The following is a 21822-nucleotide window of genomic DNA, read 5'->3' as shown; positions in this document are numbered from 1 at the left end:
GTTATTTAGGATATTGTGAAAAGAAAGGATGCGACAATCATCCAGACACCAACGATGATGCCCAGAACTCCAAGTTTGCCTTGCTTTGGGGCAATTTTGGCTCTCAATTCAGCCGCTTTTTGTTGTGCTTCAGGGCTTTTGCCCAAAAACAATTTGTTGAAGAGGCCTGACCCCAGCATAAAGCCCAGTGTAACCTCTACCACGCTTCCTGCGGCCAGCGTAATCCACCAAATGGGTGCAGTGGTAAGCAAACCCAGATTGAGGATGCTTGAAATAATGCCCCAAGCGCCCCAGAAGCAAAAAATGAGACCGATCCAACCCTGATAAGGCTCAATCTTCTCTAAAAGCTCTTTTGCATTTGGCTTCTTTGAAAGAATCAAAGAAGGTACTGCTATGATACTGAGCAGCACAAGTGAAATTCCATAGATCATGATATAGTTTTTAAGATTATTGTTGGTGCAAAGTTGCTGTGAAATGGAGCGGCACGCAGCCCTGTTTTCCGTGGAAATGAATACCCTGAAAACAGTGATGTTGAGTTTTTTTAAACTGAAAATCAAATAGTTGACCTCAACAAATAGAGATACTCTTAAATGGACTTTAAAAAAGAAAATGTGGCAATCAATCTTGGTCTTCATCAAGAAGCCCCAATTTTATGGCATGTTTGGTGAGGCCCGCCAGGTTTCTGACCTCGAGCTTTGAAATTAGGTTTTTCCGATAGCTTTCAATCGTGTGCTTGCTCAAAAACAGTGTGTCTGCTATTTCTTGGGTCGTATATTCTTTGGCAATCAACTTTAGCACTTCTTTTTCACGCTTTGAAAGCGATTCAGCCAATGATTTTTCATTGGAAAAGACACTTTTTAGATAGGTGTCTTTGATGCTCTGTGAAAAGTATTTTTCACCTGAAAGTATGGTTTCTATGGCTTTTACAAGCTCTTCTTTTTCAGCATTTTTTGGCACATAGCCATCGACATTGTCATTTGTCAGTTTTTGTACGGTCGCTGTATCGTGCAACATACTGACCACCAATGTTTTTATTTTGGGATGCCTTTTCTTGATATGCGCATTGAGCTCAATGCCATTGAACTTTGGCATGTTGACATCGGTGATTACCAAGTCGATGTTTTCATCAGGATTAATGTCTAAGTACTTTGCCACATTTTTTGCATCATTCGAGGTCAGAATGATTTCATATTCTGGTAAATCCTTCAATATGCTCGTAAGACCATCCAAGAACATCTTGTGATCGTCAACGATGATGAGTTTATGCTTCATGATTTTCTTTGTGACTTATGGGTATTACAATGGTCACGGCAGTACCTCTATCAATTGCCGTGTCAATGTTCATGCTACCGTTGATTTTTTTGATTCGATCCATGATGCTGCTGAGACCGATTCCCTTTTGCATTTTGTTCATGTCAAAGCCAGCTCCATCATCCTCAAACAACAATTGCAATTGCTTATTATGAACGGTTAGATGAATTTCTACGGAGTCGGCATCGGCGTGCTTCAAAGTGTTGGTCATCAATTCTTGTAATACTCTATAGACTTCTACTTTGAGGTGATTGGGCAGTATATTCACTTCTTCCCTTGGATGGGGATTGAAAGAGATGTTCAGCTTAGAGGCCGAATCGAGCTTTGAAAGATATTCACTGATGAGCGAACAAAAATCATTTTGACCAAACTTCTCAGGTATCAGATCATGCGATACATCCCTGACAAGGTTATAGGTTTCGTTGATTTGTTTCATGATATTTTTGGGAAGCATACTATCACCCAGATTGGTCAATTGCAGTTTGATTCCTGCTAAATTTCCCCCAATACTATCATGTAAGGCTCTAGCTATACGGGCGCGCTCTTCTTGTTGCACCTCAAGTGATGTGCGCACCAATTTGAGTTCCTGTTCATTTAACAGTGCACCTATTTTTCGGGTATTGATTTCTTCTTGTTGAATATTGAGTTGACTTTGGGCCTGTAATTTTTGATAATACACCACCAATAGGGTGATAATCGGAACCAGCAACACCAAAAAGCCGACCAAAAAAGCGGTCTTGATGGTTTTCTGCCGGCTTATTTCCGCTTCTTTTTGAAGTTGTTCTTCCTGTAGGGCAAAAATTTCATTCTCTTTCTGTAAGGTCTGGTACTTGACCTCTAGCTCTTTTATCGCGGAACTGTTCTGTTTTTCGATAATCTCATTTGAAACAGCTTGATATTGAGTCATCAGGGCATAGGCATTCTCATAATCTCCTTTGGCCGCATAAGTATGTCTGAGTTGATTGATAATGGTCTTTTGTAGTTCAAGACGGTTCCATTGAATGGAATTTGCATAGGCGGAAGCCAGTGCAATTTCGGCAACTTGATAGCGCCCAAGTTTTGTACAGATGCTTCCGTACATTGACACGGCTTCGGTGTAAAGGTCATAAAATCCGTTTTCCAGAGTACGCTTCATAACATCTTCGAGGGAGCCAAGTGCTTTGTTGTATTCCTGTTGTGCAATTGAAATCAATGCCAGATTCAATGCTAATGTGAGCTTGAACTTCAGGTCTTTGCTATCGTTCAATTTATCTTCGGCCTTTTGATAATGGTATCTGGCATTATCAATATCTTCTCTTTTAAGGTCGAGGTCACCCTGTGCTATATGGGCCTTGGACAAAAACATAGTACTGCCTGAAAATTCCAAACATTCGTTGAATAGTTTGGTAGCAGTTTTCAATTCATTTTTTGCCAAGTAAACTTTTCCCAATCCAAGTTTAAGTTCCATTAGAACTTCTTCGCTCTTGGTGGTTTCTGCCAATGCGATTGCTTCAATATGGGTCTTCAGGGCCTCATCGGCCAAACCGTTCATTAGCTGTGCGCTGCCAATAAACCTATCAGCACTCAATTCGTAATAGATGTGGTTTGGGATGTCATTTTTTCCTGTGGCCACAGTGTTTTTCAGAAGTTTTCCATAGAACAAAAGAGAATCAGGTATTGCATACCGTTCATGTGTTTCGGCAAGTTGAAAGATGACCTTCAACCTTTTATCAATGCTTGAGGTACTTTTTAGAATTTGGTAGAGGGAGTCATTCGGTTTTTCAGGGAAATGTGCAAAAGAATGGAAACGAATGGTAGCATCTTGCGCACTCACGTAAGCCATGAATATCATCATGGATGCTGTTAGGCTTTTCATAAGGGCTTGGCCACATCGACCAGAAAAGATTTTTTTAAAGAGGATAATGGTACAGCACACTATTTTCATTGACCTGTTTTGTCAAATGGGAGGATTACGATAAATATACAAAGCATATAGCTGGGATATAATAAAATGCGAAAGATAGGAAGCGGTACAAGTTGAACATACCCTGTTTTCAGTGAATGTGAGATTTGGTGGGTGCTCCTCCTCAAAGTTTGAAAAAACAAAGGCCCAAGCATTTGTTCGGGCTTGGCAGAAAATCAGTTACCTGACTGGGGCTTACCGATGCTTTGTTGTCGCTACGATCGGGATAAACTTCTCGCCCAGATCAACTTTTACATAAAAAAAGCCTCCCGTTATCTGGGAAGCTCCTCTCAAATTAGTGACCTGACTGGGGCTCGAACCCAGGACCCTCTCCTTAAAAGGGAGATGCTCTACCAACTGAGCTATCAGGTCGTCTATGTTTATGTGTTTGGCAGGCTTGCCCACCGTAGAAAAGCACTCAGCTTTTTGTTTGAGGGTGCAAATATAAGTCCATTAATTTATTTCGCAAGGTGAAATAATGAATAAATTTGGGTTTTTAAAATCTCATATCATCAAACCTATAAAAATTGTACTTGTAGGATATATGGCCAGCGGCAAATCATCGCTTGGTACCGAATTGGCCGAGACCTTGAACATTGATTTTGTCGATTTGGATCAAACGATTGAGGCATCAGAAAAAATGAGCATTTCTGAATTGTTTGCGACCAAAGGAGAAATCTACTTCAGAAAAAAAGAAGGTATTGTTTTGGATGAGGTATTTCAAAGGGAATCTTTTGTACTGTCTACCGGTGGGGGTACACCCTGCTATGGAAAAAACATGGAGAAGATTCTTCTCAACTCGACTCACTCTTTTTATTTGAGATTATCCATCCAAAATTTGGTTGAGCGGATAAAAAGAGAAAAAGCTGACAGGCCCTTGGTACGCGATATACCAGATGAAGAGCTCGAAGAATTTATTCGAAAACACCTGTTCGAGAGAAGCTTCTTTTATACCCAAGCCAAAAAGACCATTGACTGCAACAATAAATCAGTTGCAGCGATAGTGGCTGATATTCAAAAAATGTTAGTCTAAAAAGACCGCGTCATTCTTTGCCTTGAACTGCACGCGCACATGCTCATTCAAAGAGGTTGAAAGTGAAATGCCCTTAAAATCTGCTTTCACAGGAAACTTTTTGTGGTTTCGGTTCACCAGCACCGCTGTCTTCAATTGTTTCAAGGAGGTCTTTAAAAAATGCTGTACACCATAAATCAATGTTGTGCCCGAATTGAGCACATCATCGACCAATATCACAGAACGATTTTTATATTCTTCTTCTGACAACGAGGTTGAAATACCGCTCTCCAGAGGGTTAGATTTATCCATAACTACTTTGCACAACACAATGTCAGCATCAGTAATCTGTTCAAGTACACGCATGATTTTTTTTGCAAAATACAGCCCGCCACCATCAATGCCGGCAACGATGATTTTTTCTTCATCGACATTGCTCTCATAGATTTGATAGGCGATACGCCTAATTTTGTGCTGAATCTCTTGATGGGTCAATATCCTGTCCATGTTGACGAATTTATCAAATAGTGCTGAAAGTTAGTCACCCTCATCAAGATATTCGTCTATATCGCGCCTATCTTTTTTCGTGGGCCTGCCCAAACCTTTCTTCCGATAGTGGTCTTTTGCATATTTCAACAGATCTGAATGCTCAAACGCATCTTTCGGGGTAGTGTCTTTACGGTAGATATCCACCAATTTGGCACCGACCCTATTTTCTGGAATATCCAAAACGGTCAATTGAAAATCGATTTGGTTTTTTCTGAGCACGATTTTATCCATCGGAAATACTTCACGAGAAGGTTTCACAGTACTGCCATTCACCTTGATTTGTCCTTTTTTGCAGGCTGTGGTCGCCATGTTACGGGTCTTATAATATCGGGTGCACCATAGAAACTTGTCGACACGCATGATCTGCAATTCTTTGTTAAGGCAATGGGCAAAAATAGGGGAAAATTGTATCTTGCCCGCCAAATTAAAAATTGCTACATGCGTAATATTTTATTGGTCTTGCTTGCTGTGCTGTTATCTCAAGCATGTGCAAATGATGATGATGGGCTGGGTGGAACCGTGGTGCCACCACGATTGTTGACGGAGGTAAGTGCTGAGGACGATGCTGAGATTCAAGATTTTTTGAGGACCCACACCTATAATTACGAAGAGTTTGAAAACCCTCCAGCTGATTTTGATTTTAAAATTAGAATCGATACCCTGGCAGGAGATAATGCCGATAAAACACCATTGAGTGATTTGGTGCAATCTGAAGTTGTCAATGTTTCTTCTATTCAATTTCCGTTGATTGAAGAAGAAAATGATGTGCCCCATACATTTTATTATCTCAGTGCAAAAGAGGGCGAGGGGCTTAACCCGACCACGGCAGATTCGGTTCTTGTGAAATACGAGGGTATGGTATTGAACGGTGCACCCTTTGATGCTTCGACGTCTTTTACCTGGTTCAATCAAGCTTCCAATATCAGGGGTTTTGCAAACGGGATAGCAAAATTCAGGACAGGTACTACAGGAGGTATCATTGAAAATCCAGATGGTACAACGGATTTTACCAATAGTGGTGTCGGATTAATAATAATGCCCTCTGGATTGGGTTATTTCAATGGTAATGGAGGATCAAACTTAATCTCAGCGTACTCAAGTCTTATTTTTCAGGTCAATGTCGGACTGACCATCGTTGATACCGATACCGATCAGGATGGTATACCGAATAGGTTGGAAGATTTGAATGGCAACGATTATTTTTTTGATGACAACACCGATTCACAAGTTGAAGCCAGTGCAGGTTTTCCTGCAACTGCCAACTTTAGGGACAGTGATGACGATGGGGACGGGATACCGACCCGTGAAGAGATTTCAGATGCTGATGGAAATATCATATTTCCATATCCCGACGATGATAATAACGGTATTGATGATTATTTGGATGTTGATTTCCAAAGGACTGTCGGCGATAATTAATGATGTGAGATGAATAAAAAAGGGGGCGAAACCATGGTTTCGCCCCCTTTTTTTAATGACTTACAATATTAAGCTCAGAGTTTCAAAGAGAAACTAAGAATCAACTGATCAGGTCGGGTGTCTACCCGGTCACCATTTAGTGTTGTAATGTTCGAATTAATGAAATTGACCTCATTCTCTGAAAAGCCTCTTTCATAACGTAGGTCGATACCAAATTTGCCCAAATTCACCCCAGCACCGAGATTCACGCCAACAGTGAAATCGTTTTCAATATCGTCGAATTTTACGCCATCAAATTTGGTGTTCAAAATGTATTGGAACGATGGGCCTGCAAAGACATGCAATGGGCCAATGACCTTGGTGCCCACCAGCACGGGCAAATCAAGTTTGCTGATTTTTAAATCTCCTTCGTTATAATCAGAAGTTGTATTGGTATAAACCAATTCAGGACGCAAATAAAGCCGATTGCCCAATTTGCCATAGACTCCTATATGAAATCCTGCATTTCTATCAGGATTTTCAAATGCATCACGTGTCGAGTCAAAATAATCGCCATTGCCTGCATAGTTCAGACCGGCTTTGACACCAAAACCAGAGCCTGCTTGTGCAAAAGCCGTGGCACTCACTAAAATTGCTGCTAATACTAAAAGTGTTCTTTTCATTTCGTGTTCTGTTTAATGATTATGATGAAAAGAAGCATCAAAGACGATACCAAACTCGATAATCGAGATTTAATTTACTACCAAAACTCGCCTCTAATTTTTTATGCCAATTCAGTTATAAATATTCAGGGCAACTAGCCTTGGCAGATTATTTTCTCTTCATCACTTTTAGAACGGCGGCCTCTATCGCTTTATTGTTCAAGCCATACTTCTCCATCAACAGCTCTGGGGTGCCACTTTCGCCAAAAGTATCGTTGGTGGCCACAAATTCTTGAGGGGTAGGGTGGTGCACAGCTAGGGTGCGCGCCACACTTTCACCAAGACCACCCAAAAAGTTGTGCTCCTCGGCAGTGACGACACAACCTGTTTTCTTTATGGATGTTAAAATGGCTTCCTCATCCAAGGGTTTGATGGTGTGAATGTTGATGACCTCGGCAGAGATACCTTGGTTCTCGAGGTTTTCTGCGGCCAGCAGAGATTGCCATACCAAATGGCCCGTACATAAAATGGTCACATCGCTGCCCTCGTTGAGCATTAGGGCCTTTCCGATTTCAAATTCTTGGTCCACAGGGGTGAAATTGGCCACTTTTGGCCTACCAAAACGCAAATAGACGGGTCCGTGATGGTCGGCGATGGCCAAGGTCGCTGCCTTGGTCTGGTTAAAATCACAGGGATTGATGACCGTCATGCCCGGAAGCATCTTCATCAGACCAATATCTTCCAAGATTTGGTGGGTGGCCCCATCTTCGCCCAATGTGATGCCCGCGTGTGAGGCACAGATTTTCACGTTTTTATCTGAATAGGCGATGGACTGTCGAATTTGGTCGTAGACCCTGCCTGTGGCAAAGTTGGCAAAGGTGGTCGCGAAAGGTATTTTTCCCCCAATGGTCAGGCCAGCGGCAATGCCCATCATGTTCGCCTCGGCGATGCCCACTTGAAAAAAGCGTTCTGGATTTTCATCTATAAAGGGTTGAATCTTTAGTGAACCCACCAAATCTGCACAAAGTGCGACCACATTGGGGTTTGTTCTGCCCAATTCTGTCATTCCTTCGCCGAAGCCACTCCGGGTATCTTGTTTTCCTTGGTCTGTGTATTTTTTCATTTTTATATTTTGTCATTCCCGCGAAGGCGGGAATCTCATTCATTTTTCAGTAGACTTTTAAGATTTGGGTGGGGCTAGTAATCCCCCAACGTTTCTGGATTTTGGGCCAACGCTGTTTCCAATTGTTCGTCATTGGGCGCTTTGCCATGCCATGCATGGGTGTGCATCATAAAATCGACACCATTGCCCATAACCGTATCCATCACGATACAAACGGGCTTCCCTTTGCCTGTACGGCTTTTTGCTTCTTTAAGGCAGTCGATGACCTGTTGCAGATTATTTCCATCCTTAAGTTCAAGTACATCCCAACCAAAAACCTTGAATTTTTCCGAAACATCGCCCAGGGGCAATACCTCTTCGGTCGGCCCATCAATTTGTTGTCCGTTCCTGTCAACGGTAGAAATCAAGTTGTCCACTTTATTGGCGGCAGCGAACATGATGGCTTCCCAATTTTGGCCTTCCTGCAATTCACCATCACCGTGCAGGCTGTAGACCAAATGGTCATCGCCATTCAATTTTTTGGCCAATGCCGCTCCGATGGCTACTGACATGCCCTGTCCAAGAGAGCCCGACGCCACACGAACGCCGGGTAAGCCCTCGTGGGTGGTCGGATGGCCTTGAAGACGGGAGTCAATCAATCGAAACGTGTTCAATTCCTCAATGGGAAAATACCCCTTACGTGCCAGCACACTGTAAAAAACAGGGGAGATATGTCCATTGGAAAGAAAGAAAACATCCTCACCTTTCCCATCCATATCAAAACCATCTTTCAAGTGCATGATTTCGTTGTAAAGGGCGACAAAGAATTCTGTACACCCAAGAGAACCACCGGGGTGCCCTGAATTCACGTTGTGAACCATTCGAAGAATATCGCGCCTTACTTGTACGACCAATTCTTGCAAAGCTTGTATGTCTGCCATAAACTTTTTTTTGATGGTTTCAAAAATAACCGCAATGAACGGCCCGTACAAACGCATTCGGCTTTATTTTTTACTCATTTCTCAACAGTGGTGTAGCCACAACTTTATTCTTTTGTTAAGGGCTTTCGAAATCGGGATGGTTATCTTTGCGGCTCAAAAATCGATTTTGAAATTTGAACTCCACCATACCGACCCCAAAAGCAAGGCAAGGGCTGCGACCATTGAGACCGACCATGGCAAAGTAGAGACCCCAATTTTTATGCCCGTGGGTACGGTAGCTTCTGTCAAAGGCGTGCACCAGCGTGAACTTCGTGAAGACATCAAACCCGACATTATTCTGGGCAACACGTATCACTTGTATCTGCGGCCTAGTATTGATATTTTGGAAAAAGCTGGGGGATTGCACAAATTCATGGGTTGGCAGGGCAATATTTTGACCGATAGTGGGGGCTATCAGGTTTATTCACTCTCCGACAATCGAAAAATCAACGAAGAAGGCGTTAATTTCAAGTCGCATATTGATGGATCGAGCCATTTTTTCACCCCTGAAAATGTTATGGAATTGCAGCGGAGCATCGGTGCCGATATCATCATGGCCTTTGATGAGTGCACCCCATACCCCTGTGATTATGGGTATGCAAAACGTTCAATGCATCTGACCCATCGTTGGCTCGACCGTTGTTTGGCCCATTTGGAGAAAACACCTTTCAAGCACAACTATGCTCAGACCTTTTTCCCTATTGTACAAGGCTCCACCTATAAAGATTTGCGCAAGCAGTCGGCAGAGTACATCGCTTCGGTTGATGCAGCAGGAAATGCCATTGGGGGGCTCTCGGTAGGGGAGCCTGCCGAAGAAATGTACGGAATGGCCGAAGTGGTCTGCGATATCCTTCCTGTAGACAAACCACGCTACCTTATGGGTGTGGGCACACCTATCAATATTCTCGAGAATATCGCCTTGGGCATTGATATGTTTGATTGTGTTATGCCAACACGCAATGCCCGAAATGGTATGTTGTTCACTTCAGAAGGCACGATCAACATCAAAAACAAAAAATGGGAAGCCGATTTTTCGTCAATTGATGCCATGGGCATTACATGGGTTGACACCGAGTATTCGAAGGCGTATCTGCGCCATCTTTTTGCCGCCAATGAATATTTGGGCCGGCAAATCGCAACCATACACAATCTTGGATTTTATCTTTGGTTGGTACGTGAAGCGCGGAAGCGTATTTTAGCGGGTGATTTTTTGGATTGGAAGAATAAGATGGTCAAACAAATGGACAAAAGACTTTGATGCTCACCATTCTAGATAGGTACATACTGAAACGTTATTTGATGACCTTTTTGGGCATCATGTTGTTGTTCATTCCTATTGGGATTATGATCAGTCTGGCCGAAAAAATAGGACGAATCATTGATAACGAGGCCCCGCTCGATGAGGTCATTATTTTCTATGGAAATTTCAGTTTGGTGCTCGGTAATCTGTTGATGCCCATTTTATTGTTTCTATCCATCATCTTTTTTACATCAAAACTGGCCAGCAATACTGAGATTACGGCCATTTTAAGCTCGGGAGTGTCGTATTGGCGTTTTCTTAGGCCTTATCTTATCGGTGCCAGTATCGTAGCCGTACTCATATTTTTGATGGGCATGTTCATCGTGCCCCGTGCCAGCATTGGCTTCAATGAATTTGAGTTCAAGTATTTCAAAAAGGGAAGGCAAGATCGCCAGACCACCAATATTTTTACCCAGCTCAATGAAAATGACTTCATTTATGTCAGCAGTTTTGAGCCCAAACGGCAGATTGGTTACAACTTCACCTATGAGCATTTTGGCGAAAATGATGAGTTGGACTATAAAATTTCAGCCGCAAATATTCGCTGGGTAGAAAAAGATAGCCTTTATCGCCTGACCTCCTACAAAAAGCGCAAAATCAGAAACGGAGTTGAATTGGTAGAGACCAAGCGAAGGTTGGATACCTTGTTCAGTTTCAAGATCAATGACCTGACTCCCGTATCGTATGCCGCCGATACCAAGAACCTTTTTGAATTGAATGATTTTATCAAAGACCAAAAAAGAAAAGGTGCATCAAATGTCAATGTTTATATACTGGCAAAATACAAGCGATGGGCTTTGCCCATCGCGGCGTTTATTTTAACATTGATTGCCGTAGCGGTATCGTCTGTTAAACGTAGGGGAGGCATGGGCTTTAATCTGCTGATGGGCATCGCTTTGGGCCTCGTCTATGTTTTCTTTGACCGAATTTTTGGTACCATGGCAGAGCAATCGGGGTTTTCGCCGCTATTGGCGGTTGCCATACCCAATGTGATTTTTGGTGCCCTGGCCATATACCTACTTCAAAAGGCAAAGCGATAGATCACGACCCTAGTTTTATTTCTGAATATATTTGTGGTAGACTATTTAGATAAGACTAGATTTTAGGAGATAAAACCAAACCCTTGCAATGTTGGCAAGGTCATAGATTTACATTAATCTCTAGTATTGGGTCAAAACTGTATCTTTGTCGGCAACACTTTTTAAAATCCTACTATCTATCCAATGGAGTATTTAGATTTTGAACTTCCTATCAAAGAGCTTGAAGAACAGCTTGAAAAATGTAAGGTCATCGGCGAAGAGAGCGATGTTGATGTGACCGAGACCTGCGAACAGATTGAGAAAAAACTCACCGAAACAAAAAAAGAAATCTATAAGAATTTGACCGCATGGCAGCGGGTGCAATTATCTAGACATCCCAACCGGCCATACACCATGGATTATATCAACGCCATTTGCGGTGATACTTTTTTAGAGTTGCACGGCGACAGAAACGTGAAAGACGACAAGGCTATGGTCGGCGGTCTCGGTAAAATTGGTGACCAGAGCTTCATGTTCATTGGTCAGCAAAAAGGGTACAATACCAAAACCAGACAATACCGAAATTTTGGGATGGCCAATCCTGAAGGATATCGAAAGGCATTGCGTTTGATGAAATCGGCAGAGAAATTTGGCATTCCAGTAGTTGCTTTGGTAGATACCCCCGGTGCGTATCCTGGGATTGAGGCTGAAGAGCGGGGCCAAGGCGAAGCCATTGCACGTAACATTCTTGAAATGACTAGGCTACAAGTGCCCATCATTGTGGTGATTATTGGCGAAGGTGCTTCAGGCGGTGCTTTGGGCATCGGTGTGGGCGATAAAGTGCTGATGCTTGAGAATACATGGTACTCTGTCATCTCACCGGAGTCTTGTTCTTCGATACTTTGGCGTAGCTGGGAGTATAAAGAACAAGCAGCTGAAGCTCTCAAACTAACGGCAACCGACATGAAAAAATTGAAGCTCATAGACGAAATCGTGCGCGAACCTGTTGGTGGGGCACACAGCAATCGTGAGAAAACTTTTACAACCGTTAAGAACAAGATTGCAGCCCATTACGAAGAGCTGAAAAAGTTATCCCCAAAAGAATTGGTAAAAACCCGTATGGAGAAATACGCCGATATGGGTGTGTTCAGCGGTTAACCCTTGATTTTCTGTTTGAAGAAATTTTCGCAATCTTTTTATCCTTAGTTTTTTTTCGTTGTTAACATATTTTATAAGTTATCAACAGTAACTTTGTTGAAGACCTGTTGACATCCCAACTTGAAGATTCAAAGTTAACTTAAGGTTAATTCCATACTTTCGCTCTCATGGACAAACCAAGCCCGATAGTCGGTCGTCGTCTCGACAAATCAACAATCATCAACTTAGAGCGCGGGAAAATTCCCCCTCAAGCTATTGATTTAGAGGAAGTTGTGCTTGGTGCTATGATGATTGACAGAAAAGGCGTTGATGAAGTCATTGATATTTTGCATCCTGAAGTTTTTTATAAGGATGCGCATAGATTCATCTACGAATCCATTTTCAAACTCTTCGAATCTTCTGAACCTGTGGATTTATTAACCGTTTCTGCCCAGCTAAAAAAGGATGGGCATCTAGAAGCGGTCGGCGGTGATTTCTACCTTATAAAATTGACCCAAAAGGTGGCTTCTTCGGCCCACATTGAGTTTCATGCGCGAATCATCCTTCAAAAATACATCCAAAGAAGCCTGATCAAAATTTCCAACGAAATTATAGAAGATGCCTACGACGAGGGCACTGATGTTTTTGATTTGCTGGACAATGCGGAAGCTAAACTCTACGAGGTCACGCAAGGCAACTTAAAACGCTCGGCCGAAACGGCCCAAAACCTGGTCATACAGGCCAAAAAGAAAATCGAGGAGATTGCCAATAAGGAAGGCTTGAGCGGCATCCCTTCAGGGTTTGACAAAATTGACAAGTTGACCTCGGGCTGGCAACCTAGTGATTTGGTCATTATTGCTGCCCGACCCGGTATGGGTAAAACGGCATTGGTGCTCTCGATGGCCAGAAATATTGCCGTCAATGCAGAGGTTCCGGTCGCATTCTTTTCGTTGGAAATGTCATCGGTACAGTTGATTACTCGATTGATATCCTCAGAAACCGGGTTGTCCTCAGAAAAATTGCGCACAGGCCGATTGGAAAAGCACGAATGGGAGCAATTGAACGTAAAAGTGAAATCGCTTGAAAAGGCACCATTGTTCATTGATGATACACCATCACTGTCCATATTTGATTTGCGGGCAAAAGCAAGACGCTTGGCCTCACAGCACAAGATTAAACTGATAGTCATCGATTATCTGCAGTTGATGACCTCTGGGGCTAGCCAGAAAGGAGGTAACCGAGAGCAAGAAATCTCTACCATTTCACGAAACCTTAAGGCGTTGGCCAAAGAACTGAATGTACCTGTTATTGCACTTTCACAGTTGTCTAGGGCGGTTGAGACCCGTGGGGGCAGCAAGCGCCCGATTCTTTCCGATCTTCGTGAGTCAGGGGCCATCGAGCAAGATGCTGATATCGTTTCTTTTATTTATCGCCCCGAGTACTATAAAATTGATGAGTGGGACGATGAAGAACGTACGCCCACACAGGGTCAGGCGGAGTTTATCGTGGCCAAACACCGTAATGGAGGGCTCGATAACATTAGGTTAAAGTTCATTGGGGCTTTGGGTAAATTTGATAATTTAGATGACTTTGATTCGCCCTTTGAGTTTCAATCAAAGATGAATGCGGATGAAGAAAACCCTTTTATCACAAAAAATCTGCCCGATGTCAATGAAGCCTTTGGCAGTACAATGAACGATGACGAATCTCCAGACGAAGACAACGACATTCCTTTCTAAATTTTTATGTAAAGTTTCTTATTCAGATTTTCTGCTTAAAGATGTCACCCTGAGCGCAGTCGAAGGGCTAGGGGTGTCAAAACAAAAAACAAAGCTTTTTTTGGCTCTTAGTTTTAAGTATAAAATGATACTGTCTTGCGTCTTATGTCTAGTCTCTAGCATTTACTTATCCGCCTCGGTCATCCTCATTCCTATGGACGCCGAGGGGCAGAAGAATCACCTTAAAGCTTATGGAATTACCTATTGGGTATTGACCAAGCAACAAAAAGTACAGTGGTTGCTCAACTATCGTGGTGGTTCTTTTTTATTGCCCGATGGGGATGCCATCCGTAAAGAATGCCAAATTCGTGGAGTTTCGTTTGAGGTGCTTTCAGATGCCCAGGCGGAAGCCATTTTGGATGATATCAGCAGTCCGTCACAAAATCAAGATGCCGTGATTTTGGAAAAAGCGCCCAAGATTGCTGTCTACTCCCCAAAAGATAACCAACCCTGGGACGATGCCGTGACCATGGTACTGACCTATGCCGAGATTCCGTATGTCACCTTGTATGATGAAGAAGTATTGGATGATAAACTGGCACTTTACGATTGGTTGCACCTGCACCATGAAGATTTTACGGGCCAATATGGAAAATTTTACGGGGCCTACCGTGCGGCTCCTTGGTATATTGAAGGCAAGCGTTTAGCCGAAGAAAGGGCTGCCAAATTGGGGTATACCAAAGTCTCGGATCAAAAAAGTGCCGTAGCGGAGAAAATACGACGTTATGTCATTGGCGGCGGCTTTATGTTTGCCATGTGCTCGGCTACCGATAGTTTTGACATTGCGCTGGCTGCCAAAGATGTTGACATCTGTGAACCCATGTTCGACGGCGACCCCTCTGAGGCCAACTACCAGGGGAAACTCGATTTCAACAGGACTTTTGCTTTCACCGGCTTCAATTTGGAGCGGAATCCGCTGCGGTATGAATTTTCATCCATTGACATGACGGGCAAGCGCAAAATCCCTAAGGAGTCCGATTATTTTTCGTTGATGGAGTTTTCTGCCAAATGGGATCCCGTACCCACCATGCTGACCCAGAACCACACCACATTGGTCAAGGGGTTTATGGGGCAAACCACTTCTTTTGAGCGAGATGAGGTAAAGCCGACAGTCATGGTGTTGGGTGAAAGCAAATTAAATGGCGAAGCCCGCTACATTCATGGAATAAAAGGCAAAGGGTTTTTTACTTTTTATGGCGGCCACGACCCTGAAGATTACCAACATCGTGTGGGCGATCCCAAAACGGAACTGGAACTGCACCCGACTTCGCCCGGCTATCGGTTGATCCTGAACAATGTGTTGTTTCCAGCGGCAAGAAAGAAAAAGCAGAAGACTTAACGAAGAGCTTCGATTTTATCTGGATAAATATTTACAAGCTTATGGGTCTCAATAAGCTCAAGAGCTTGAGGCCATACAGAATTTAAGTACTCATGTAATTTTTGAATCCTCATGTTTCCAACCTTCACATGAATAATTTTCGGCGGAGGGTTTGCAAATAATATTCTGTTTGAGAAATCAGAATCTTTAGTTACTATGGTCAGATTTTTTTCTTTGGCATAATCCCAAATTGTATTATCTGATGCCGTATCATCTAAATCTGATTGATGGATATAAGATGCACTTTTCCAAAGTGAGAACCTTTTAGGTAGATTTACATCAATCAAAAACTTTTTCATGCTATGCAGCAGTGCCCTTAATGGTCATCTTACCTAAAAAACTTGAAGCGAATTTTAGACTCTCATAAATATCTTCCTTTTCCAAAGATGGGTAGTTTTTGAGAATGTCATCAATAGAATCACCTGCACTCAGAAAATCCAGAATTGTTTCAACAGTGATTCGTTTACCTCTGATGGTGGGTTTCCCATTACAAATGGATTCATCAACCGTTATTCTATCGTTTAGATATTTCATACAATAAAATTAAATTATTTTTTCCAAAATAGCTTCTACACCACCCTCATCATTGCTTCCTGTTTCAAATTTGGCCACTTTTTTCACATTTGGGTGTGCATTGGCCATGGCAAAGCTATGGTTCGAAAGTTGCAACATTTCGATGTCATTATTGTAATCTCCAAAAACAATGATTTCATGAGATTGAACGCCATATTTTTCCATCACTTTTTTCAGGGCATAACCTTTATGGGCTTTTAGATTGGAGACGTCAACCCAATTTTCACCCGAAACCTTGACCTTGAGTTGGCCTTCCAGATGTTTGACCGCTGGGTAGATGTATTTCTCAGAATCTTCAAAATGGTACACCGCAATCTTCAAGATTTCCTCATTGGAGGACTTCAAATCTTTGATGACTTCAAATCGGGTATAATATTCCCTGAGCATCTTCTCAAATTTTGGTGAGCTATCGGAAATAAAGGCCGAGTGTTTGCCACAGAGCACGGGGTAGTTATCCCCCACATTTTTTAGAATATCCAAGACATCATTTCGAGTAGCAATCGGTAGGGGAGTGGACACAATCTCTTTGCCTTTGTCAATCGCAAAGCCACCATTTTCAGCGATGACGATGATATCGTTTTTGATAGGTTGCAATTTATTGACGATGCTGTGATATTGTCTGCCACTGGCGGCAACAAAACAGATATCTTTCTTGTTGAGCAGTTCAAAAAGTTCGAAAAAGCGTTTGCTGACCTCATGGTTTGAGTTGAGCAAGGTGCCATCCATATCGGTGACGACCATTTTGATGTTCGAAAAATCCATACAAATAAATAAGCTGCAAAGGTAAAGATTGTGAGTCAGGTTTATTTTCCTAGTGTTGGTATTAAAATTATCTTATCATTTTACGTCGCTAAAAATCTGTTATTTTGGATACCCGTCTTTACCGAAACAAGTTCGGCACAGACGCGGGAATGACAAATTGTGTGTTTTTATGAAATTCTATCAAGCCGAAATACAGTTGAAACCTTTCACTAGGGGGTTTCATTTGATCACTGAAGATATTTTGAAATCCATCCCAGAAATCAAAACAGTTCATACAGGAATCTTGCAGGTGTTTATCAAACATACGTCGGCCAGTTTGACCATCAATGAAAATGCAGATTCAACGGTTCGCTCTGATTTCGAGAGCCATATCAATGAGATGGTTCCTGAAAACGCACCATATTATGTTCACAATTATGAAGGCCCTGACGATATGCCCGCACATATCAAGGCCTCTTTGATGGGCAGTTCGGTTCAGATACCCATCACAAATGGTAAACCCAATTTAGGTATCTGGCAGGGTATTTATCTCTGTGAGCATCGAAACCACGCATCAGGCAGGAAGTTGGTCTTGACGGCATTTGGGTTATAGGGTTTTTAATAACTCCCTTCCCACTTTTTTTGCCCAGATTCGATACATTTTTTTTGAAGGATGTAAGCTGTCAGTAGCAATCAGCGTCTTGTCAATCGCCATGTTTTTAGAAGCTGGCGTGACGTCAACAAAAAGGGCACCATTTTTTTTAGCTTCGGTTTGAATGAATGTATTGTAGTTTTTTAGTTCTTTGGTGATTTTGGCTTTGTTCTTGAACTTGGCAAAGGGGGTGACGCTCCAATCTGGTACCGAAACTACAACCACATGTGAGGCATCTCCGCCAGTGAATGTGATACTCTTTTGCAATAATTTTAAGAACTCTTTTTTAAACCCATCGAAATCAAGCCCACGATACTGGTTGTTGACCCCAATCATCAATGATACCAGCCCAAAATCGTTGCCCAACCCTTTCTTTTGAACCTCGTCCAACAATTTTTCTGTGGTCCATCCAGGTCCTGCAATAACAAGTGGGTCTTTTACATCAATCTTTTTCTTGTTGAGATACGTTACCAATTGCTGCGGCCATCCGTTCTGTGGAAGTTCACTTGTGGCTGCCGTATAACTATCACCAAGCGCCAAATAAGACAGCGCATCATTCTGACAAAAGCAAAAGGAGCAGCAAATAAAAAATCCCCAAAAGAGAAATCTTTTCATAAAAGTGTCATTATAAACATAAAGTACAAAAAAAATCCCGCTGAAAAGCGGGATTTAAATAAGCGGGGTAAAGTTTATGTAAATTCTTATTTGACTTTCTCGACGATGGCCTTGAATGCCTCTGGGTGGTTCATGGCCAAATCGGCGAGCACCTTGCGGTTCAATTCGATGCCATTGGCTTTTACCCTTCCCATGAACTGTGAATATGACATCCCATGCAGGCGTGCACCGGCATTGATACGTGTAATCCAAAGTGCTCTGAAAGTTCGTTTTTTGTTTCTTCTGTCGCGGTATGCGTAAAGCATTGCCTTTTCTACCGCATTTTTGGCTACTGTCCAGACATTTTTTCGTCTTCCGAAGTAACCTTTGGCTTGCTTCATCACCTTTTTTCTTCTGGCTCTAGAAGCAACTGAGTTTACTGATCTTGGCATTTGTTTTCTTTTTTTGTAGCAGGCGGACGATAATCGCCACTTTTTGTGATTCTCAAATCGTAAATCTACAATCGTCAATCATTTGGCCCGACTCCAGGGTTAAACATTAAAATAAACCGAAAGAACGATTACTTTAAACGCAATTGTTCTTTGATGCTGCTTTCGTCCGCAGGGTGTACCAGCGTTGAATGTGTCAGCCTTAGCTTACGCTTTTTAGATTTCTTGGTCAAAATGTGACTTTTAAAAGCGTGCTTTCTTTTGATTTTACCGGTGCCCGTAAGCTTGAACCGCTTTTTGGCACTGGATTTTGTCTTCTGTTTAGGCATTTTCCTAAGTTAATTTATCTCCGCTTATTATTTTTTACTTGTCTTTGGGGCGATGAACATGGTCATTCGCTTCCCTTCCAACTTGGGCATTTGTTCAACCTTGCCCAGTTCTTCCAATTCTTGTGCCAATCGCAACAAAAGAATTTCTCCTTGGTCTTTGTACACGATTGAACGCCCCTTGAAAAATACGTATGCCTTCAATTTGGCACCATCCTTCAGAAACTTTTCTGCATGGCGCTTTTTGAATTCGTAATCGTGGTCGTCTGTGTTCGGCCCAAACCGAATTTCTTTGACCACCACTTTACTGGCCTTGGCCTTCATGGCCTTCTCGCGTTTCTTTTGTTCGTAAAGAAACTTTTTGTAATCCATGATTTTGCAGACGGGTGGCTTTGCATTTGGTGAGATTTCTACCAAATCAAGCTCCAGTTCCCCTGCTTTTTCAAGAGCCTTCTTGATGGGGTACACGCCCATCTCTACATTATCTCCCACCAATCGAACTTCGGGAGCGGTTATTTTTTCATTGATATTATGGGGATTTTTATTCTCCCTTTTAGGTTGGGGCCTAAATCTTCTTCGTATTGCTATGGTATCAAAATTTTAATTAAACAAACTTTTCTAGAACGACTTTAAGGTAGCACTTATTTCGTTAGCTACCAAGTCAGCGAATTCACCATCAGACATACTGCCCAAATCATCCCCGCCATGCCTTCGCACCGATATGGTCTCAGAACTTTCTTCGTTCTCACCAACAATGAGCATGAATGGAATTTTCTTCAATTCTGCCTCACGTATTTTCTTGCCGACCGTCTCGTTGCGATTATCAATGAGCGCGCGAATTTCGTGATTTTCTAGGGAATTCAAAACTTTTTCGGCATATTTTTCGTGTTTCTCACTGACAGGCAATACAATAGCCTGATCAGGAATCAACCACAATGGGAAATTACCTCCCGTATGTTCCAACAACAGTGCCACAAATCGCTCCATACTTCCAAACGGAGCTCTGTGTATCATCACGGGGCGGTGCAGTTCATTATCAGAACCTTTGTAGGTCAGGTCAAAACGTTTTGGCAGGTTGTAATCTACCTGTATGGTGCCCAATTGCCACTGTCTTCCCAAAGCATCTTTGACCATAAAGTCGAGTTTTGGGCCATAAAAAGCAGCCTCCCCAGGTTCTATGACATAATCCAATCCTTTTTCATCTGCGGCATTGATGATGGCCTGCTCGGCCTTGCCCCAGTCGGCGGCATCTCCAATATACTTTTCAGGTTTGTCCTTATCCCTAACAGAAACTTGTGCGGTGAAGTTTTCGAATCCCAAAGAACCCAATACATATAATGATAGGTCAATCACATTTTTGAATTCGTCGTTCAGCTGCTCGTTAGTGCAAAAAATATGGGCGTCATCTTGGGTGAAACCACGCACCCGGGTCAGACCATGCAATTCACCGCTTTGTTCATAGCGGTAAACCGTACCGAACTCTGCATACCTTTTTGGTAGGTCTTTATAGCTGAACGGGCTGCTGTTGTAAATTTCGCAATGGTGGGGGCAGTTCATGGGCTTTAACAAGAACTCTTCATCTTCTTTTGGGGTGTGTATGGGTTGAAAACTATCCTCACCATATTTGGCATAGTGCCCCGAGGTGACATACAGTTCTTTTTGGCCTATGTGTGGAGTTACGACCATCTCGTAACCTGCTTTTTTCTGTGCTTTTTTTAGGAAGGACTCCAATCGTTCACGAAGTGCCGCACCTTTGGGAAGCCATAATGGTAACCCCTGACCTACCTTTTGTGAAAAGGTGAACAACTCCAATTCCCTGCCCAGTTTTCTGTGGTCACGTTTTTTGGCCTCCTCCAGCAATTCTAAGTATTCGGTAAGTTCTTTTTGTTTGGGGAAGGAAATGCCATACACCCGGGTCAATTGAGGATTGTTCTCATCACCACGCCAATAGGCACCGGCAACATTCAATATTTTGATGGCCTTTATGATTCCGGTATTCGGAATATGGCCACCACGACAGAGATCGGTAAACGTACTGTGGTCACAAAAAGTGATTTCACCGTCGTTCAGGTTTTCTATGAGCTCAACCTTGTATTCATTGCCATGATTCTTGTAATAATGCAGGGCATCGGCTTTTGAAACTTGACGCATTTTAAAATCGTGCTTGCCCCGGGCTATTTCCAAGGCCTTCTTTTCTATCTCAGGGAAGTCTTTTTCTGAGATGGTGTGACTGCCGAAGTCCACATCATAATAAAACCCATTTTCAATAGCTGGCCCAATGGTCAATTTGATGCCCGGATACAATTCTTCCAAAGCCTGTGCGACCACATGTGATGAAGAATGCCAAAACGCTTTTTTTCCTGCTTTGTCATTCCATGTATATAAAGTAAGGCTGCCATCCTCATACAAAGGCGTCGTACTCTCTACAGTCTCATCGTTGAATTCTGCAGAAATAACATTGCGGGCGAGGCCTTCACTGATGTTTTTGGCAATATCAAGAGGTGAAGATCCTTTTTCAACTTCTTTGACGGCCCCATCGGGCAGCGTGATTTTTATCATCCAATCTTTGTTAAAAACAGCTGCAAAGATAATATGTTGTGATGATGCGACAATGGCAGCATAACGATGTTCATTTTAACGCCGTTACTTTTATATAAGGTATTCTTCGGATGGTGTACAGAAAAAATATGGGATAAAGTCGGAAATACCAATAAAACTATCTGATTTTCAGGGTATTGATTTTTTTTGAAATTTTTATTGAAAAGAATTTTGTCGGGTGAAAAAAAGCTTTCTATATTTGCACCCGCTTTGCTGGTAAGCGAGGTGGAATTGGGGCAGTTTTTTGGAGGTCGGGAGGCCTTATTTTATGCCCCTGTTTTTTTGAAAAGTTCATGTACATATCGGAAAATTGACAGCGTA

The 21822-nt window shown here is 42.5% G+C and carries 24 protein-coding genes and 1 tRNA gene; 8 read left to right on the top strand and 17 right to left on the bottom strand.

Going from position 1 to position 21822, the window contains the following annotated elements; all coding sequences use genetic code 11:
- Nucleotides 1–5: 5 nt before the first annotated feature.
- From AAAH86_RS14575 to AAAH86_RS14560, 4 genes are all read right to left on the bottom strand, one after another.
- Nucleotides 6–635, bottom strand: a complete 630-nt coding sequence (locus AAAH86_RS14575) for a hypothetical protein (RefSeq protein ID WP_343488396.1) — start codon at nucleotides 633–635, stop codon at nucleotides 6–8.
- Entirely contained in the window at nucleotides 619–1272 is a 654-nt protein-coding gene (locus tag AAAH86_RS14570; protein ID WP_343488395.1) for a response regulator transcription factor, read from the bottom strand. Before AAAH86_RS14570 ends, AAAH86_RS14575 begins: the two co-directional genes overlap by 17 nt.
- The gene (locus tag AAAH86_RS14565; protein ID WP_343488394.1) at nucleotides 1262–3145 is read right to left on the bottom strand and encodes an ATP-binding protein; all 1884 of its coding nucleotides are present in this window, start codon (nucleotides 3143–3145) and stop codon (nucleotides 1262–1264) included. The genes AAAH86_RS14570 and AAAH86_RS14565 overlap by 11 nt, the downstream gene beginning before the upstream one ends.
- A 407-nt stretch (nucleotides 3146–3552) precedes the next feature.
- Nucleotides 3553–3625, bottom strand: a tRNA-Lys gene (locus AAAH86_RS14560).
- A 106-nt stretch (nucleotides 3626–3731) separates the two neighbouring features.
- Between AAAH86_RS14560 and AAAH86_RS14555 the strand changes: the two genes are divergently transcribed.
- Entirely contained in the window at nucleotides 3732–4286 is a 555-nt protein-coding gene (locus tag AAAH86_RS14555) for a shikimate kinase (RefSeq protein WP_343488393.1), read from the top strand.
- Here the strand turns inward: AAAH86_RS14555 and AAAH86_RS14550 are convergent.
- Both AAAH86_RS14550 and AAAH86_RS14545 read right to left on the bottom strand, forming a co-directional pair.
- The gene (locus AAAH86_RS14550; RefSeq protein WP_343488392.1) at nucleotides 4278–4772 is read right to left on the bottom strand and encodes a phosphoribosyltransferase family protein; all 495 of its coding nucleotides are present in this window, start codon (nucleotides 4770–4772) and stop codon (nucleotides 4278–4280) included. The genes AAAH86_RS14555 and AAAH86_RS14550 overlap by 9 nt on opposite strands.
- A 30-nt stretch (nucleotides 4773–4802) precedes the next feature.
- Nucleotides 4803–5174, bottom strand: coding sequence for an RNA-binding S4 domain-containing protein (locus AAAH86_RS14545; protein WP_343488391.1), 372 nt, complete (start codon nucleotides 5172–5174; stop codon nucleotides 4803–4805).
- 78 nt (nucleotides 5175–5252) lie between these two features.
- Here AAAH86_RS14545 and AAAH86_RS14540 point away from each other — a divergent pair, with 78 nt between their 5' ends.
- Nucleotides 5253–6233, top strand: a complete 981-nt coding sequence (locus tag AAAH86_RS14540; protein WP_343488390.1) for a hypothetical protein — start codon at nucleotides 5253–5255, stop codon at nucleotides 6231–6233.
- Nucleotides 6234–6307: 74 nt separating this feature from the next.
- On the opposite strand, the gene AAAH86_RS14535 is transcribed toward AAAH86_RS14540, so the two are convergent.
- The 3 genes from AAAH86_RS14535 to AAAH86_RS14525 all read right to left on the bottom strand — a co-directional run bounded on the left by AAAH86_RS14535 (nucleotide 6308) and on the right by AAAH86_RS14525 (nucleotide 8917).
- Nucleotides 6308–6895, bottom strand: coding sequence for a porin family protein (locus AAAH86_RS14535; protein ID WP_343488389.1), 588 nt, complete (start codon nucleotides 6893–6895; stop codon nucleotides 6308–6310).
- 148 nt (nucleotides 6896–7043) lie between these two features.
- On the bottom strand, nucleotides 7044–7997 hold the full coding sequence (locus AAAH86_RS14530) for a transketolase family protein (protein ID WP_343488388.1): 954 nt from the start codon (nucleotides 7995–7997) through the stop codon (nucleotides 7044–7046).
- A 74-nt stretch (nucleotides 7998–8071) separates the two neighbouring features.
- Nucleotides 8072–8917: a transketolase gene (locus AAAH86_RS14525; RefSeq protein WP_343488387.1), complete on the bottom strand. Its 846-nt coding sequence runs from the start codon at nucleotides 8915–8917 to the stop codon at nucleotides 8072–8074.
- A gap of 166 nt (nucleotides 8918–9083) precedes the next feature.
- Here AAAH86_RS14525 and tgt point away from each other — a divergent pair, with 166 nt between their 5' ends.
- The 5 genes from tgt to AAAH86_RS14500 all read left to right on the top strand — a co-directional run bounded on the left by tgt (nucleotide 9084) and on the right by AAAH86_RS14500 (nucleotide 15529).
- A complete protein-coding gene (tgt, locus tag AAAH86_RS14520) occupies nucleotides 9084–10214 on the top strand; it encodes a tRNA guanosine(34) transglycosylase Tgt (RefSeq protein ID WP_343488386.1) in 1131 nt (376 codons plus the stop codon).
- Nucleotides 10214–11296 carry an LptF/LptG family permease gene (locus AAAH86_RS14515; RefSeq protein WP_343488385.1) on the top strand — a complete coding sequence of 361 codons (1083 nt, stop codon included), beginning with the start codon at nucleotides 10214–10216 and terminating at the stop codon, nucleotides 11294–11296. The genes tgt and AAAH86_RS14515 overlap by 1 nt, the downstream gene beginning before the upstream one ends.
- Before the next feature lie 183 nt (nucleotides 11297–11479).
- Nucleotides 11480–12433, top strand: coding sequence for an acetyl-CoA carboxylase carboxyltransferase subunit alpha (locus AAAH86_RS14510; RefSeq protein ID WP_343488384.1), 954 nt, complete (start codon nucleotides 11480–11482; stop codon nucleotides 12431–12433).
- A 167-nt stretch (nucleotides 12434–12600) separates the two neighbouring features.
- Nucleotides 12601–14151 (top strand): replicative DNA helicase, encoded by a 1551-nt coding sequence (dnaB, locus tag AAAH86_RS14505; RefSeq protein WP_343488383.1) that lies wholly within the window; start codon nucleotides 12601–12603, stop codon nucleotides 14149–14151.
- A gap of 124 nt (nucleotides 14152–14275) precedes the next feature.
- Nucleotides 14276–15529: an asparagine synthetase B gene (locus AAAH86_RS14500; RefSeq protein WP_343488382.1), complete on the top strand. Its 1254-nt coding sequence runs from the start codon at nucleotides 14276–14278 to the stop codon at nucleotides 15527–15529.
- Here AAAH86_RS14500 and AAAH86_RS14495 read toward each other — a convergent pair.
- The 3 genes from AAAH86_RS14495 to AAAH86_RS14485 are packed head-to-tail and all read right to left on the bottom strand — an operon-like array spanning nucleotide 15526 to nucleotide 16903.
- Complete coding sequence (locus tag AAAH86_RS14495) at nucleotides 15526–15867, bottom strand: DUF5615 family PIN-like protein (protein WP_343488381.1); 342 nt, start codon at nucleotides 15865–15867, stop codon at nucleotides 15526–15528. The two genes, AAAH86_RS14500 and AAAH86_RS14495, sit on opposite strands and share 4 nt — an antisense overlap.
- A gap of 1 nt (nucleotide 15868) precedes the next feature.
- Nucleotides 15869–16102, bottom strand: a complete 234-nt coding sequence (locus AAAH86_RS14490; RefSeq protein WP_343488380.1) for a DUF433 domain-containing protein — start codon at nucleotides 16100–16102, stop codon at nucleotides 15869–15871.
- 9 nt (nucleotides 16103–16111) lie between these two features.
- Nucleotides 16112–16903, bottom strand: coding sequence for an HAD family hydrolase (locus AAAH86_RS14485; RefSeq protein ID WP_343488379.1), 792 nt, complete (start codon nucleotides 16901–16903; stop codon nucleotides 16112–16114).
- Nucleotides 16904–17072: 169 nt separating this feature from the next.
- On the opposite strand from AAAH86_RS14485, the gene AAAH86_RS14480 reads away from it, so the two are divergent.
- A complete protein-coding gene (locus AAAH86_RS14480; protein WP_343488378.1) occupies nucleotides 17073–17495 on the top strand; it encodes a secondary thiamine-phosphate synthase enzyme YjbQ in 423 nt (140 codons plus the stop codon).
- Here AAAH86_RS14480 and AAAH86_RS14475 read toward each other — a convergent pair.
- The 5 genes from AAAH86_RS14475 to thrS all read right to left on the bottom strand — a co-directional run bounded on the left by AAAH86_RS14475 (nucleotide 17490) and on the right by thrS (nucleotide 21462).
- Nucleotides 17490–18149, bottom strand: coding sequence for a GDSL-type esterase/lipase family protein (locus tag AAAH86_RS14475; RefSeq protein ID WP_343488377.1), 660 nt, complete (start codon nucleotides 18147–18149; stop codon nucleotides 17490–17492). The two genes, AAAH86_RS14480 and AAAH86_RS14475, sit on opposite strands and share 6 nt — an antisense overlap.
- Before the next feature lie 86 nt (nucleotides 18150–18235).
- Nucleotides 18236–18580 carry a 50S ribosomal protein L20 gene (rplT, locus tag AAAH86_RS14470; RefSeq protein ID WP_343488376.1) on the bottom strand — a complete coding sequence of 115 codons (345 nt, stop codon included), beginning with the start codon at nucleotides 18578–18580 and terminating at the stop codon, nucleotides 18236–18238.
- Between the two features lie 128 nt (nucleotides 18581–18708).
- Complete coding sequence (rpmI, locus tag AAAH86_RS14465) at nucleotides 18709–18906, bottom strand: 50S ribosomal protein L35 (protein WP_343488375.1); 198 nt, start codon at nucleotides 18904–18906, stop codon at nucleotides 18709–18711.
- A gap of 27 nt (nucleotides 18907–18933) precedes the next feature.
- On the bottom strand, nucleotides 18934–19485 hold the full coding sequence (gene infC / locus AAAH86_RS14460; protein ID WP_343488474.1) for a translation initiation factor IF-3: 552 nt from the start codon (nucleotides 19483–19485) through the stop codon (nucleotides 18934–18936).
- Nucleotides 19486–19521: 36 nt separating this feature from the next.
- Nucleotides 19522–21462, bottom strand: a complete 1941-nt coding sequence (gene thrS, locus AAAH86_RS14455; protein WP_343488374.1) for a threonine--tRNA ligase — start codon at nucleotides 21460–21462, stop codon at nucleotides 19522–19524.
- Nucleotides 21463–21822 lie beyond the last annotated feature (360 nt).

This window comes from Allomuricauda sp. d1 (assembly GCF_039592695.1).
Taxonomy (GTDB): domain Bacteria; phylum Bacteroidota; class Bacteroidia; order Flavobacteriales; family Flavobacteriaceae; genus Flagellimonas_A.
The sequence above is the reverse complement of the archived record's forward strand: the minus strand, read 5'-3'. Positions and strand labels throughout refer to the sequence as shown.